Annotated in this window: 8 protein-coding genes, 1 pseudogene and 1 CRISPR repeat array; of the genes and pseudogenes, 6 read left to right on the top strand and 3 right to left on the bottom strand. The window is 66.5% G+C overall.

Going from position 1 to position 14,964, the window contains the following annotated elements:
- Positions 1-138 precede the first annotated feature (138 nt).
- A CRISPR array of direct repeats spans positions 139-1,810; the repeat unit is 29 nt; unit sequence CGGAACACCCCCGCCTGCGCGGGGAAGAC.
- 424 nt (positions 1,811-2,234) lie between these two features.
- The 3 genes and pseudogenes from istB to ACZ7LT_RS33700 all read right to left on the bottom strand — a co-directional run bounded on the left by istB (position 2,235) and on the right by ACZ7LT_RS33700 (position 5,517).
- Positions 2,235-2,978: an IS21-like element helper ATPase IstB gene (gene istB, locus ACZ7LT_RS33710; protein ID WP_471239906.1), complete on the bottom strand. Its 744-nt coding sequence runs from the start codon at positions 2,976-2,978 to the stop codon at positions 2,235-2,237.
- 68 nt (positions 2,979-3,046) lie between these two features.
- A pseudogene (gene istA / locus ACZ7LT_RS33705) lies at positions 3,047-4,618 on the bottom strand (IS21 family transposase).
- A 239-nt stretch (positions 4,619-4,857) separates the two neighbouring features.
- Entirely contained in the window at positions 4,858-5,517 is a 660-nt protein-coding gene (locus ACZ7LT_RS33700) for a formylglycine-generating enzyme family protein (protein WP_471239908.1), read from the bottom strand.
- A gap of 1,200 nt (positions 5,518-6,717) precedes the next feature.
- Between ACZ7LT_RS33700 and ACZ7LT_RS33695 the strand changes: the two genes are divergently transcribed.
- From ACZ7LT_RS33695 to cas6e, 6 genes are all read left to right on the top strand, one after another.
- The gene (locus ACZ7LT_RS33695) at positions 6,718-9,423 is read left to right on the top strand and encodes a CRISPR-associated endonuclease Cas3'' (RefSeq protein WP_471239905.1); all 2,706 of its coding nucleotides are present in this window, start codon (positions 6,718-6,720) and stop codon (positions 9,421-9,423) included.
- A gap of 62 nt (positions 9,424-9,485) precedes the next feature.
- The gene (casA, locus tag ACZ7LT_RS33690) at positions 9,486-11,096 is read left to right on the top strand and encodes a type I-E CRISPR-associated protein Cse1/CasA (RefSeq protein ID WP_471239904.1); all 1,611 of its coding nucleotides are present in this window, start codon (positions 9,486-9,488) and stop codon (positions 11,094-11,096) included.
- A gap of 29 nt (positions 11,097-11,125) precedes the next feature.
- Entirely contained in the window at positions 11,126-11,797 is a 672-nt protein-coding gene (gene casB / locus ACZ7LT_RS33685) for a type I-E CRISPR-associated protein Cse2/CasB (protein ID WP_471239903.1), read from the top strand.
- Positions 11,798-11,824: 27 nt separating this feature from the next.
- Positions 11,825-13,000, top strand: coding sequence for a type I-E CRISPR-associated protein Cas7/Cse4/CasC (cas7e, locus tag ACZ7LT_RS33680; RefSeq protein ID WP_471239902.1), 1,176 nt, complete (start codon positions 11,825-11,827; stop codon positions 12,998-13,000).
- The gene (gene cas5e, locus ACZ7LT_RS33675; RefSeq protein WP_471239901.1) at positions 12,997-13,821 is read left to right on the top strand and encodes a type I-E CRISPR-associated protein Cas5/CasD; all 825 of its coding nucleotides are present in this window, start codon (positions 12,997-12,999) and stop codon (positions 13,819-13,821) included. The genes cas7e and cas5e overlap by 4 nt, the downstream gene beginning before the upstream one ends.
- Positions 13,818-14,492 carry a type I-E CRISPR-associated protein Cas6/Cse3/CasE gene (gene cas6e / locus ACZ7LT_RS33670; RefSeq protein WP_471239900.1) on the top strand — a complete coding sequence of 225 codons (675 nt, stop codon included), beginning with the start codon at positions 13,818-13,820 and terminating at the stop codon, positions 14,490-14,492. Before cas5e ends, cas6e begins: the two co-directional genes overlap by 4 nt.
- Positions 14,493-14,964: the final 472 nt, after the last annotated feature.

Here is a 14,964-nt window from a genome sequence, read left to right as displayed (position 1 = left end):
CGTCGCTGCCGAACTCAACGGCCGCCCACGCAAAACGCTCGGCTGGCAAACCCCAGCCGAGCGTCTCTCTACACTGCTCGCAGCCGCCCAACACGATCACGTGTTGCGATGACCGCTGGAATCCGCCATCGGTCAGTTCGGAACACCCCCGCCTGCGCGGGGAAGACGTGAGCGGTGGCATGGGGTAGGTGTCGCCGAGCGGAACACCCCCGCCTGCGCGGGGAAGACCACGCGACCCACCACCTTTCCCTGAACGGGAGCGGAACACCCCCGCCTGCGCGGGGAAGACCCCGAACGCAACGAGATCATCAGCACCGAGTACGGAACACCCCCGCCTGCGCGGGGAAGACCCGCAAGCAGGCCGGCGGCCTCAAGGGATCGACGGAACACCCCCGCCTGCGCGGGGAAGACCGCGATCACTGCCCCATTTGGGGAGTTGACTGCGGAACACCCCCGCCTGCGCGGGGAAGACTCGTGCCGCGGGTCCTCGCGGACGCCTGACGTCGGAACACCCCCGCCTGCGCGGGGAAGCCTGTCCGTGACGGGTGATATCGAATCGGCCGGACGGAACACCCCCGCCTGCGCGGGGAAGACGACGTCGAGAAGGCAATCAGTGACCTGATCAGCGGAACACCCCCGCCTGCGCGGGGAAGACGCCACGTAGCCGCCGTCGTCCGGCGGCAGCGTCGGAACACCCCCGCCTGCGCGGGGAAGACAGGCGAGCTCCAGCTCACGCAACTACCCGCTCCGGAACACCCCCGCCTGCGCGGGGAAGGCGGACGGGGCGAGCGGAAACACCTGCCTGATCACGGAACACCCCCGCCTGCGCGGGGAAGACCGGTGACACCCGCGGAGTCCACCCAGGTGATCCGGAACACCCCCGCCTGCGCGGGGAAGACGGAGTGAAGGCACGGCCGATGAGCCCGACCGCCGGAACACCCCCGCCTGCGCGGGGAAGACCGCGGAGGCACCGGCTACATCACCCCCGGCACCGGAACACCCCCGCCTGCGCGGGGAAGACGCCGCGGTGGGTCACGACGTATGTGGATGCGACGGAACACCCCCGCCTGCGCGGGGAAGACTTCCGCCGGGTCGTCCGGCACACGGGGAAGCGCGGAACACCCCCGCCTGCGCGGGGAAGACTAGGCCGGGCGCATACGGATGCCGCGCATGGCCGGAACACCCCCGCCTGCGCGGGGAAGACTACAAGCTCAACGTCGAGCTGCAAGGAGTCTGCGGAACACCCCCGCCTGCGCGGGGAAGACGCTGAACCGTGACCTCCGGTGTAGGCAGCGGAACACCCCCGCCTGCGCGGGGAAGACTCGGGCCGGAGTACGAGGAACTGGTCCGGCGTCGGAACACCCCCGCCTGCGCGGGGAAGACAACGCCATCGACCCGGATGAGACGGCCTGGTTCGGAACACCCCCGCCTGCGCGGGGAAGACGTGTGCGCGGCGGTGCCGAATTCGAAGGCGGGCGGAACACCCCCGCCTGCGCGGGGAAGACGCTCGAGCGTGACAAGTGGTGGCTCGCCGGCACGGAACACCCCCGCCTGCGCGGGGAGACCCGCACCGGCTCGAAAACGAAGCCCGCCTGCTCCGGAACACCCCCGCTGGCGCGGGGAGGACGGGGCGGCGTCGATCAGCGCGAACGGAGCATCCGGAGCACCCTCGCCTGAGCGGGGAAGACGGCGCTGATCTCGCGGTCATAGGTCTCGGATACGGAACACGCCCGCCTGTGCGGGGAAGACTCCTCGTGCGTGACGCCTCGGACGTTGTCTAGCGGAACACCCCCGCCTGTGCGAGGAAGACGAGGCCGACTGCCGACCAGAGCCAGTAGTACGGAAGACCCCCGCCTGTCTGTAAGCACTTGTTTTGGCTCCAGTGCACGGAGTTGTTTTGGCTCCATGGGCAGGCCAGATGGGGCGTGCGAGGAGAGGGTTCGCGCCCCTGTAGCAAGGTGATTTGGCCCCACTTCGATCGAGTGGTTCCGCTGGGCGGGACAGGGGGTCGGCACGGTAGTTTTGGAGCCTCGGTCAGACCTCCGTCAGCGTGCCCCCGACAGGTGCGTGGAGGCTGCCGACCCGACTCGACTCAGGTTGCGGGCCGCCCAGTGCCCGTGGCGGCTGGACGAGAACGGGCGATGGTCCGGTCGGCACTGGGACTCGACGGCCGGGCTCAACGCGGCTGCGGCCGGCGTCCCATGCGGGAGGCCGGCCGCAACTGTCGTTCGAGGTCAGCGGCGCCGTTTCTTCTGGCTCTGGGCGAAGCGGTAGGAGTCGGTGCCGGTCTCGACGATGTGCGCGTTGAAGGTGACGCGGTCGACGATCGCCGTGCAGAGACGGGGGTCGGTGAAGGTCTGCTTCCACTCTGAGAACGGCGCGTTGGACGCGATGGCGATGGCGCGTCGTTCTTCCCGCTCGGTGAAGATCTGGAACAGCAGCTTCGCTCCGGACTTGTCGAGGTCGAGGTAGCCGAACTCGTCCAGACACAGAAGGTCGACGCGTCCGTAGCGGGCGATGGTGCGGGCGAGTTTCTTCTCGTCGGCGGCCTCGGCCAGTTCGTTGACCAGGTTGACGGTGGTTGTGTAGCGGACACGCAGCCCGGCTTCGGCGATGGCGGTGCCGATGCCGATCAGCAGGTGGGACTTGCCGGTGCCCGAGTCGCCGATGAGGCAGAGCGGCTGTCCGGCCCTGACCCAGGCCGGATCGGAGAGGGTGCCCACGATCTCGGGGGTGACGTTGGGGTTCTCGGTGAAGTCGAAGTCCTCCAGCCGCTTGGGGCGGGGGAAGCTGGCGTCCCTGACCAGCCGTTGTTTGCGGCGTTCCTCGCGTTCGGCGCACTCGGCTTCCAGCAGGTCCGCCAGGAAGTCCTTGTAGCTGGACCGCTGGCGCATCGCCTCGTCGGCCATCTCACCGACCCGGCTGCGGATGGTGGGCAGGTGCAGGCTCCGGCATGCCTCGTCGATGGCCGTGTCCACGGCCTCTTCCGGTCCGACATCCCGGCGGGGTGGAGGGACGTGCTGGCGGGTGGGTGCGGCGGTCGTGCTCACGCGGTGCCTTTCGGTTGGCGGGTCAGGAGCTGGTCGTAGTGGTTCACGGTCGGCAGCGGGCGCTTGTCCTCGGGGAGCTGGGCTCTGCGGGCCGTCAGCGACACCACCCCGCTGGGCTCGGCCCACGGCGGCGGGTCGTCCCCGTCCTCCAGTTCCTCGGCCGGAGCAGGTGTCTGCGCGGCGGCCTTGCGGGCTTCGACGGCCACGACGTCCGCGGTGGCGGCGCCCGCCCGGATCGCGGCCGCCATGCCCAGCTGGACCGTCTCGGCCGGCATGCGGCGGTGCAGCAGCAGAACCTCGATCAGGGCCCTGGTGCCGGCCGCGTCTCCGTGCGCGGTGCGGGCCGCGGCCCAGAACGCCTCATGGACCTCGGTGAACGAGCCGTTCTGCCGGGCGGTGGCCAGCGCGGTCGAGCCGGCCATGGCGCCGGGCTTGGCCAGCAGGATCTCCAGGTAGTGGTCGAGTTCGTCGCGGAACTCGCCCCGCCGGGTCAGCCGCGGGTGACGGGCCACGACCTTCCGCCGCTCGAACACCAGCAGCTCGTTGCCCCGCAACAGCACGCGCACGTTCTGCCCGATGAAACGGGCGGGCACCGAGTAGTGGCACTGGCGGACCGTGATCCGGCTGCTGCGGTCGACCTTCGGTGTCAGGGTGATGCCGCACTCGAACTCCTCGAACGGCAACGGCGCCAGCTGGTCGGCCTCGGTGATGAAGTTGAAGCCGATCGTGGTCAGCCTGCCCGACAGGATCCGTGCGTCCTCGGCCGTGTCGATTGCGGCGATCTTCTCGTTGAGCTCGTCCAGCGAGGCGACGTCGGGAACCGGGACCAGGTGCGTGCGGCGGAAGCGTCCGCCCTCATGCTCGACCCCGCCCTTCTCATGGGCGCCTTCTTGGCCGGGAATGCAGTAGAAGGCATCGAAGCCGTAGTGGGCGCGGAAGGTGAGCCACCGCTCCGATTCCACCCGGCTGCGGCCGGTGCAGATCCGGTTGACCGCCGGCTTCAGGTTGTCGTAACGGATGTGCCGGGTCGGAACCCCGCCCAGGGCGTTGAACGCCTCGACATGCCCCTCCATGAAGGACTCCTGGGCCTACGAGGCATAGACCCGGTGGACAGCCTTGCCCGAGTACGACATCCGCAGCGTGAATAGGTGGCACTTGACCACCTCGCCGGCCAGCCGGACCCACACGTCGGCGAAGTCGACCTCCGCTTCCTCGCCGGGAAGATGCACCTGAGGGACCATCCCGTCCATATGCCGGTGCCCCTCCCGGGCCTCCGCCTCGATCTCCGGACGCCGGACCAGGACGTAGTCGCAGACCGTCGAGTACGACGCCTGGTCGAAGCCGTAGTCCTGCGCGAGCCGCTGATGGATTCGCCGGGCGGTGTGCTTCTGCTTGCGCGGCGCGGTGAGGTCCTCCCGCAGCATCGCGTCGATCCAGCCCTTGGCCGGGTCCAGGACCGTCGCCCGCGGCACCGGTTTCTTCCTCGACGGCGGAACCGCCGAGTTCAGAGCCTGGCGCACCGTCCGCCGGTGCACTCCGTACTTCTCCCCGAGGGCCCGCTGCGACATCTCCGGATCGAGACGTCTGTCCCTCCGGATCGCGGCGAACAACTCAGCCCGCGACAAACTCACCCCGGCCTCCCGACACGACCGCGATCAACACCCACGGCCTCCGACAAGACCGTGATCGACGCACACACCCTGCCGTCGCCGGGCGGACGGAGCAGTGCATTCACTCCAAAGAGGGCACGTCGCCCGACGTCGGAGCCAGTCACACCCGCTTAACTGACCGTTTCAGAATGAGGCTGTTATGGCCGACGCAGTGGTGTGGAGCGCGCGATGCGGAATCCCACGTCGTCGATCCGGAAGGTCGGGTGGCTGCGCCGCCGCACCGACGCCCGGCAGCTCCAGTGCTCGTCGGCCCATCCACCACCACGGAGCACCCGGTAGGTGCCATACACCTCGGCGTCGTAGACGTCCCAGCACCAGTCCCACACATTGCCCAGCATGTCGTACAGGCCCCATGCGTTGGGCTGCTTGCCGCCGACAGCATGGATCCGCCCATCAGAGTTGCCTTGGTACCAGGCGACGTCGTCGAGCTGGCCGTACCGCGCGCCAGTAGTCCCCGCACGGCAGGCGTGCTCCCATTCGGCCTCGGTCGGCAGCCGGTACCCGTCTGCGGAGGTGTCCCATTCGGCCGTCTCGGCGTCGACGCACAGGTCGTACGCGGGCGTCAGCCCCTCGCGCCGGGACAAGGCGTTACAGAACTGGACCGCGTCCCACCACGAAACACCCTCGACCGGCAGCCGCTCGCCTTGGGCGCTACTCGGCCGTCGGCCTGTGATTAGTGCATACCAAGACTGAGTGACTGGGAACGCCGACATCTGAAACGGCGCGACCTCGACCGGCCAATTGCTCTGCGTCCGCCGGTCCGACAGCGTCACCCGTCCCGACGGGACGGCAACCATCTCGTTTCCTGCCCCCGCGTCCACATAGGACACCCTACCGGCGTCTTCCCACCGCTCTACCGCTCTCTCTGAGGGATCTGAGGAGGCAGCGGAGCCGTTGTCGGACCAGCGCCCAGCACCTGCGTCCGCTCAGCGGTGGGGCCAGATCAACTTCGTACGCCGTGGAGCCACTTCTCGTCCGTGCGGTGGAGCCCAAAGAAGCGCTTACAAACACCCGCCTGCGCGGGGAGGACAGGGCGGCGGTCAGGGACAGAGCGGTGACGGTCGGAACACCCCCGCCTGCGCGGGGAAGACCCGCAGCTGCCCGAGCACGTCCAGGCCGTGGCCGGAACACCCCCACCTGCGCGGGGAAGACCCCAGCCACGCCGTACGGGCGGTGATGAGCGCCGGAACACCCCCGCCTGCGCGGGGAAGACGCCGGGGAAGCCGACGAGACGGCCGATCGCCGCGGAACACCCCCGCTTGCGCGGGGAAGACGGACCCGGCCGACCGGGAACCGCCGGCTGCCGCGGAACACCCCCGCTCGCGTGGGGACCACTGCCTGGAGGCTGGCATCCTCACGCAGCGCCACGGAACACCCCCGCTCGCGCGGGGACAACTGGATCGGGTTCGAGGACGTCGGATCCGGAAGCGGAACACCCCCGTTTGCGAGGGGGACGCGATTCCCTCCGCGGGGGAGCGGAACTGGCCCGTGATCCGGGCCGCGGGCTGTCGAGAATCGCCCGCCGACGGGGCATTGCTTTCACATAAGGGGTGACGGACCCCTGGGATCCGTCACCCGTGGCTCAGATGAGCCAGCTGACGAGTTCGCTGATCAGGACACGGAGTACCGTGCTGACCACTACACGAGAGGCCTTGAGGAGGGTCTCGCGACGCAGGGCGAACTTGGGCAAGAACCGGGACACTGTATCTCCACGTGGCATCACACGGCCGAGGGCAAAGCGCCACGTCCCTCGGGAGGGTCATGTGTTTGTCCCGACAGTGCCGCCGGCTGGAGAGCCAGTGGGGTTCCGCTCACCTTAGGGAGGCGTGCAGCGGTAAGTAGTCTACTGCGTAAAGATGTTGGCGTGCTTGCGGTTGACCGAAACTTCGCTGGCCTTCGTATCGCCCCTGCGAGGTGGCGATATGTTCAGGTGTGGATCCTTCCGCTTCCCGCTTCTGGAGCAGGCATGCGCCGCGAATCTGCGACAAGGAGAATCCGTGTCACTGGACTCCCGTCTTTGGGGCAAGCATGCCGGGCTGGGCAAGAGTGCCGGCGGTGTGCAGCACGCGCACCCTTTGATCTGTCATCTCCTGGACACGGCAGCTGTTGCCGAGGTCGTCTGGGACGAGCTGTTGACCGTGCACCAGCGGAGCATGGTGACACAGGCGCTGCAGGTTGAGGATGAGCAGGCGCGGGCGCTTGTGGCGTTCTGGGCGGGGCTGCATGACGTCGGGAAGATCAGTGTCCCGTTCCAGCTGCAGAGCGGAGGGCCGAAGCGTAAGGACAGGGAGCTGCTGGCACAGGAGTTGATCGGTGAGCCGGGATACGGATTTGGTGCTAGCGCTGCGCAGGACAAACAGTCGCATGAAGCGGCGACCCACTGGTGGCTGGTGCGGGCGTTCAAGGAGATCGGCTACCCGTCGTCACAGCGGCGTCCGCAGACTCAGCTCAGTCATGCCGTGGCCCAGTTGCTCGGCGGACACGGCGGTGGTTTCCATCCGGTGGTCTATGACAAGGACTCAAGGTGTCCTGTCGCGCGTCACCCCGGTCTGGGAGCGGGAAGCTGGGAGGAGCAGCGGCGGATCCACTTCGATGAGGTACGCAGAGTCACCGGGGCAAAGGGGGTTCCGGCAGGGCAGATGACGCCGGGGGCGGCTGTTGTCCTGGCGGGGCTGGTGATCGTGTCGGACTGGCTGGCCAGTATCCAAGACGGGGTCCGGACCCGGCTGAGGGGGGAGGGGTGGGCTGGAACTCCGGACGAACTGGATGCTTACTGGCAGGTTGCCCGCACCGCGGCTCCGCCTCTGGTGCAGCAGACGGATTTGCTGGGTACGCGCTTTGCTCGGCCGTCCTACCCGCCTGCGCGTCTTGGCGAGTCTGGCCTTGCGGCAAGCGTCGCAGACCAGTTGCCTGACTTGGTAGCCGAGCATGGGCCGGGCATGGTGGTGGTGACGGGACCGGCGTCACAGGATCGTACAGAAGTGGCTCTTCATGCAGCGGCGGTTCTCGGGCATGCGGCGAATGCGCGGGGGCTTTTTTATGCGCTTCCGACCGGTGCAGCGGCCGACAGTCACATGGAACAGGTGCTTGATTTCGGGCGGCAGGCTCTGACAGGGCCCAAGGGGGCGCTGTTGCTTCACAGCTCGTCCCGGTTGAAGCCGGCGGAGGCCATGGAGCAGTGGGTGCAGGCCAATGCGGCAAGGGAGGTCTGTGCGGAGGCTGGTGAGGAGTGGGCCCTGGCAGCGGACAGTTGGCTCAACTCTCACCATCGTGCGCTTCTGGCTCCGTTCGGTACGGGAACGGTGGACGAGCTTTTGCAGGCTGTCATGCCGGTGAAGTTCAACGTGATGAGGCTGTTTGCCTTTTCCGGCAAGGTCATTGTGGTGGATGAGGCTCATGCCCGTGGGGCGTGGGGGCAGAAGCTGATGCTCCGGTTCCTGGAGTGGGCGGCTGCGCTGCAGATCCCGGTCGTCCTGGCCGCTTTGGCTGCGGACAGGTCGGTGGATGCGATGCTGGCGGCCTACCGTCGTGGCGCGGGAGGGGGGAAAGAACCTCTGACGCAGCCTCGGGGGCTACCAGGGTGGTCGTTCGTGGATGCGCAGTCCGGAGGCAGACACCTGCCCCTCCAGCCTGCCGGGGATATCCATACCGGCACTCTCGGCATCACGGTCGCTGGCGGTGCGCCGTACGACGAGATCCGGCAGGCCCTTGCACCGCTGGCCGCAGCTGGTGATGGAACAGCCGCTGTGTACTGCTCGACGCCCGAGGAAGCCATTTTCACGTTCCGCCGGCTCACGCAGGACCTGCCCGAGCTTGATGTGACCGTGGTTCACCAACAGATGCGCAACAAAGACCGATGGCAGCGTCTCGCAGCCTGTCGCAGTGTCTTCTCTGCCAAGGGTGGGGTGGGCGGCCCTTCCGTGCTGGTGACGACGCCGATGCTGGAGCACGTCCGGGGTCTGCACTTCGACCTGGTCATCTCCGGCCCGGCGCCTCTCGTGAGCCTGATGGCTCGTGCGGCGCAGAGCACGGGTGAGAGCGCGCGGCTTGTCGTGCTTCAAGCGGGCAACCGGACCGAACTGGACGACGCCGCGCTGGTGCGGCGCACCGGCATGGTCCTGGGAACGGGCAGGACGGTTTCCTTGCCCGAGGCCCTGCCCTCACTGCTGGATGAGGTGTACGCCGACGACCTCGTCGACGGCCTGGGAGAGCGAGCGGCTCGTGAGCTCCAGCGGCTCGACAACAAGCGCACGGTTCAAGAACGCAGAGCTAGCGGTACCGCAGGTTGGCTGGCGGTACCTGGACCACGGGACCTCGATGGCGACCTCAGCCTGCTGAGCCGCGATTACGGCGGTATGGAGCCCGAACTGCTCTCCTCCGTGCTCGGCGAGGATGCCATGCACGTGGTGTGCCTGTACCCAGGGAATCTGCTGGAGGACGGTGTCCTGCAGGTGGAGCTCGAGCGGGACTCCAAGAAGAAGAGACCGAAGCCCGGCCAGCTCGTCCCCTATCTGATTCCGGTGCCCAAGCGACTCGTCGAGGGTGTGGAGGGCGATGCCAACGCATCGTGGCGTGAGGTGGCCGCGCTCAAGACCGTCCTGCGGTTCAACCTCACCCTGCAGGACGGTGAGTGGGTGTACAGCGACGGGGAAAACCGCTTCTGCATGACGGAAACCGGCCTGATAGCTGGCCGGTTTCCGTAACACCCCGCGCCACCCCGCCCGTCCGTCTAGCATTCGGTGCACGTCCGACACGGGGGAGGGGCGTGACCACGCCTGCGTTTAATCTGATCGACCAGCCATGGATTCCCGTCGCATGGGTGGAGGGAAAGTCAGGCCCACCGGAAGTGGGCCTCAGGGACATGTTCCTACGGGCACCAGAGATCCGCTCTTTGCTGATCCCGGAAGCTCCGGCCCACTCCGCTCTGCTGCGCGTGCTGTACGCGCTCACCGCCCGAATCACCGGCCTGGACGAAGCCCGCCCCGGAAGCTGGGGCGATCGGCGTGAGGAAGTCCTCGAACAGGGCCTCTTCGAGCGGAACAAGGAACTTCCCCATGGCCGCCAAGCCGGCGTCGAAGGCTACTTCGAGCAGTGGAGCCACCGCTTCAACCTGTTCGATCGTGATCGTCCATGGCTTCAGGACCCCCGCCTGCCCGACCAGTGCGACAGCAAGAACACTGCCGGGGCCCATAAGCTGATCATGAGCCGGGCAGCAGGCAACAATCACTCCTGGTTCGGGCATTGGAGCCATCACGACCCAGTCCCCCCCAGCCTCGCGCAAGCGACACTGTCACTGCTGACCTGGCATTACTGGGGAGCCCCCGGCACCCTCTCGACACGCACGGTTGGCGAGGTAAGCCACCACCATGCGAAGGCCGCACCCCTGCGAGCTGCACTGTCGTATCACCCGGAATGCGACAACCTTTTCCTGACGCTACTGGCCGGACTGACTCCGCCTGCGGACGAGGTCAGCCGGCAGACCGATTTGTGCCCCTGGGAGCGTGACGACCTCCCCGACCCGCTCAAGCCGATGCCCGAACCACAGGGCCCCTGCTCACAACTCACCGCCTGCTCACAGCACTCGCTCTACCTCGTTCCCCACCAGGACGGTGAGCACGTGGCTGACGCGTACGTCACCTGGGCCTACAACGCCGAACGGATCCGGCCGCAGGACGACTACCTGATCTGGGACATCGACGACGACGGAGACACCTTCCCTCGCCTCGCAGACTCCTCCCGCTCTCTATGGCGGGACATCGACGCCCTTCTACTCAAGCAACTGGACGACTCCAGCCCCATCCAGCCAAGAGTCATGGACCACGCCTTCGACGTCAGCGAGTACCTGCGGATACGCGCGCTCGGCTTCGAGCAGGACGCCGCCCAGGCGGCCAACCGCCAATACGTCGATTCCACGACTCCCATGCTCCTGACCCGAGTCGAGCAAGCGGCGATGAGCACCGACCTGCCCGTACGCCAACTCCGCGAGTTGGGCGAGCTCTTCTGGGAACGGCTGAATCTGGCCACCAAGGAAGCCTGGCTGAAGTACACGGATGACAAGAAAAACAATCCGGGAACCTGGCAGGACGCGGTCGCAGCACGCTACTGGCCGGCAGCGGAGGACGAGTTCTGGTCACGATTTCGACAGTTGGCACGATCCGACAAAACCGCGGAATCCAACTTCGACTTCCAGAACGCATGCCGGGCCTTCGGGCAGCACGCGCTGGGAGCGTACGACACGGTGACCGGCTCCGTGACACGCACAGCACGAGGCGCGAAGGCCGTCGCCGGCGCGAGAGCGATCATTCTTGCCGCGGTGAAGGACCCGCTCAAGGCGATGGAGCGAGCGAAGAAGAAAAAGGCGGCCAAGAAGTCGTGACCGCCCCCGCCGACTCAAGGACCCCCGCAGTGACCTCTCAAGCCCCTGAAGCGAGCAAGCGCCAGAAGAATCGTGCCGCTTACGCCGCGTTCACCGCGAGCATCGAACGCTTGTGCCGTACGGATCCAGGCGCACATGCAGCGCTACGAGCGGGGCTGCGCCGCGACCTCAACCACCCGCGCGCCCGCCCCATGCACCGGCTGCTGGCCTCCCGAGTGCCGGAAGAGTGCGACGACGCCACAGCACAGGCGTATTACACCGTAGCCTCGCTGATCGCCGCCCAGCCCCGACACGCCTTCTCGCCCAGCCAGGAAGAAGACGAAGACAGCACAGACAAGCCCGAGGCGGCACAGGAGCAAAACCTCCAGGAGAGCGGCGAAGCGGGCAAGGAAGATGCTCCCTCTGTGCCCGCCCCGTACGGCTCTTCGTTCGGCTCCACTCTGGGACAAGCCGTCATCGCACAGGGCGCCTCCCTTCGGATGAGCGCCGCAGAAAACCGCATCAACCTTCTGACACGGCAGAGCACCCGCGGCATCCAGCTGCACCTGCCTGCTGCGGTCAACCAGGTGCGCGCCGCGGGCGCCCCCATCGATTGGGGACAGCTGCTGGCAGACCTCGTCGACTGGCCTTACCGGTCCGGACGCATCAGCCGCCGCTGGCTGCAGGACTTCTACCGGACCACCGCCGCCTACCAGGACTGACCCTTCCTCACCCACAGGAGCCACCCCATGAACCTCAAGCCACGCTTCATCGACATCCACATCATCCAACCCGTCCCCTACGCGAACCTGAACCGGGACGACACCAACTCGGTGAAAACCATGCTCTACGGCGACGCCCTGCGTACTCGTGTGTCCAGCCAGTCCTGGAAACGGGCCGTCCGCGAACACTTCCAGGACAAACTCGGCGACAAGGCCCTGCGCACACGCCGCATTGGCGAGCGGGTCGCCGATGCCCTCCGCGAACGGGGATGGGACCAGGCGATCGCCGAACGCGCCGGCGCGCATGTCGCGACAGGAAGCAGCATTAAGTGGGAGGTGGCCAAGGGCAAAGACAAGCAACCCATCACGAATAAAATCCTGACCAACGCACTCATCTACCTCCCCGAAGACGCTGTCCAAGAACTGGCAGACATCGCTGAAGCGCATAAAGACGCACTCGCGGTCGACTTCACGGGCAAGGCAAGGAGTAAGCCTGAGAGTGCATTGAAAGGAAAGATCGACAAGGTCCTTATCAAGAGAAACGGAGTAATCAACCTCTTCGGCCGCATGCTCGCAGAGGTCAACCAAGCAGGCGTCGACGGCGCCGTGCAGGTCGCACACGCTTTCACCACGCACACCACCGAAGTCGAACTCGACTACTTCGCAGCCGTTGACGATGTCACCGCGGCGAAAGACGACGAAACCGGCAGTGGCCACATGGGCACAGCCGAGTTCAGCACCGGCACTTTCTACCGGTTCGCTACCGTAGACCTCGAGGAGCTTGTCAAGAATCTGAGCGACGACTACGACATCGGACTCGAAGCCGCCCGCGAACTCGCCGGCCAGTTCCTCCTCTCCTTCATCGAGTCACTACCGCAAGCGAAGAAGAACTCCACCGCTCCACACTCGCTCCCGCACCTGGTGCACGTAGCAGTCCGCTCCGACCGGCCGCTGTCATTCGCCGCCGCCTTCGAAGAACCCGTACGCTCTGCCCAACACGGCGGCTACGTCGCGCGGTCAGTCCAAAATGTCGACGCCTATTCTGAGGCCGCGAATAGGCTTCTCGGCCGCGACCGCGTCCTGCACGCAGGGCACGCTTCTCTTCATTTCGACAAGCTGGAGCACCTTGGAGAGCGGCACTCCTCCTTCGAAGCTCTCGTTACCGCAGCCGTAGCCATCGCCCTTGCCGAGCACCCGCAGTGACCGCAAGGCCCGCCCGCGGACTGCTACTGCGCCTAGCAGGCCCACTGCAGTCCTGGGGCACCCACAGCAAGTACCTGCAGCGTGACACAGCCCGGTTCCCCACCCGGTCCGGCGTCATCGGCATGCTGGCTGCAGGTCTCGGCCGACCGCGCGGCGCCTCCCTGGACGATCTCACGGCGCTGTCGATGACCGTCCGAGTCGACCGCCCCGGTGTCGTACTGTCCGACTTCCATACCGTAGGCGGCGGACTACCGGCCGACGAGACAGTCATTACCGTCAATGGCGAACACCGGTCCGAGGGTAAGGGCACTTTGGTGTCCAAACGCTACTACCTTGCCGACGCCTCTTTCACCGTTGCACTCACATCCGACGACGAAGATTTGCTCCAGTCGTGTGCTGACGCCCTGAGGACCCCGCGCTGGCCCCTCTTTCTTGGCCGTCGATCCTGCCCGCCAGAGGGACCGATCCTGCTCGGAATCGTGGAGGACCCGCTGCAGCACCTGACGCGAATGCCGCTGGCAATCAAGAAGCCACGCACTAGTCCGCAGCCGATCGAATTCTACGGCGACAGACCGCTCGGGATTCTTCCCCTAACCAAAGTCGTCCCAGACCACGACCACGGCGACCATCACAGCGGCGAAGTCACCGACGAACCAATGTCGTTCGCACCGTCAGCACGCCAGTACAGACCCCGATCGCTGTACCGTCGTTCTGCCCTCCTCCCGGATGCCGAGTACGGAGGCTTCGCCACCGACTACCTGAAGAAGCTCCAGCTTTATACCGACACCCATTTCACTGCGCCAAAGAGGAGTGCCTGGTGACACTGTGGCTGACCCGCATCCTGCCCTCGGCCAGCTCTCCTGAAGTCCACCGGGACCTTAGTGGCAACGCTCAAGGAATCCGGTTGCATCAACGTTTGCTCCAGATGTTCCCTGACGGAGTCGAAGGTCCTGCCCGAGTAGCATTCGGCGTCTTGTTCCGAGCCGAGGAAACCCCACGCGGGCCGCAAATTCTCCTGCAAAGTCAAGTCAAACCCGACCCCTCGCGCCTGCCGGACACCTACGGCAGCATTGAAACCCGCTCGCTCGAGAGTCTGTTGTCAAGCCTTTGCAAAGGAACAGTGGTCCACTACCGCTGCGTGGCCAACCCCGTGCGTAAACCCGGAGCAACCTCCCGCGAGGCGTACAAACTCCCTCCCGTTGTCGCCCTGAGCGGCAATGCCGCAGTCGGATGGTGGGAACGCCAGGCCACCGCAGCCGGCCTGGAACCCTTGCACATCGACGCTCAGCCACTCGTCATGGTGAGCGGCTACAAACCGTCCAAGAACCGCACCACAAAGCAGCTCATCCAGCACTCCCGCACCCAATTCGACGGGACAGCCCGAGTCCTCGACGCCGACCTGCTGCGCGAGAAGATCGCTGCAGGCATCGGACGGGGCAAGGCGCATGGGTGCGGAATGTTGACAGTTGCACCCATACAGCAGCGTTCATGAATATGGTTCCTGGCCCAAGGCCGCCGGACACTCGTTGCTGCGGCTGCTTTCTGTGTTCGCGGCCGACGTCCGGCAGCCGGTCTCGCAGTCCTGCTCTTCACACGCGTGGGGATGACCCCCACGGCTTGTTCACAGGGAACTGCGGCGCCCAACTGCCCCCCGCCTGCGCGGGGACCACTGCCCGCCGGTGACCTCCGGAACACCCCCGCTCGCGCGGAGACCACCCGCTCCAGCCCGACGTCGTCGTCCTGGTCGCCGGAACACCCCCGCTCGCGCGGGGACCATTCACAGTCAGGGATGTCGCACAGCCACGGAACCGGAACACCCCCGCTCGGGCGGGGACCACTTCTGGCGCGAGGAGGACGAGCCCGAATCCGGCGGAACACCCCCGCTCACGCGGGGACCACGATCCCGGCCGTGGCGACTACGACAACCCCAGCGGAACACCCCCGCTCACGCGGGGATCACTCAG

The organism is Streptomyces sp. NPDC039465 (assembly GCF_055639315.1).
This window is presented reverse-complemented; position numbering and strand designations above follow the sequence as displayed.

Bases quoted from the DNA above. Each gene is read 5' to 3' on its own strand.
- ACZ7LT_RS33700 (WP_471239908.1), bottom strand. From the start codon at position 5,517: ATGGTTGCCGTCCCGTCGGGACGGGTGACGCTGTCGGACCGGCGGACG.
- cas7e (WP_471239902.1), top strand. From the start codon at position 11,825: ATGAACCTCAAGCCACGCTTCATCGACATCCACATCATCCAACCCGTC.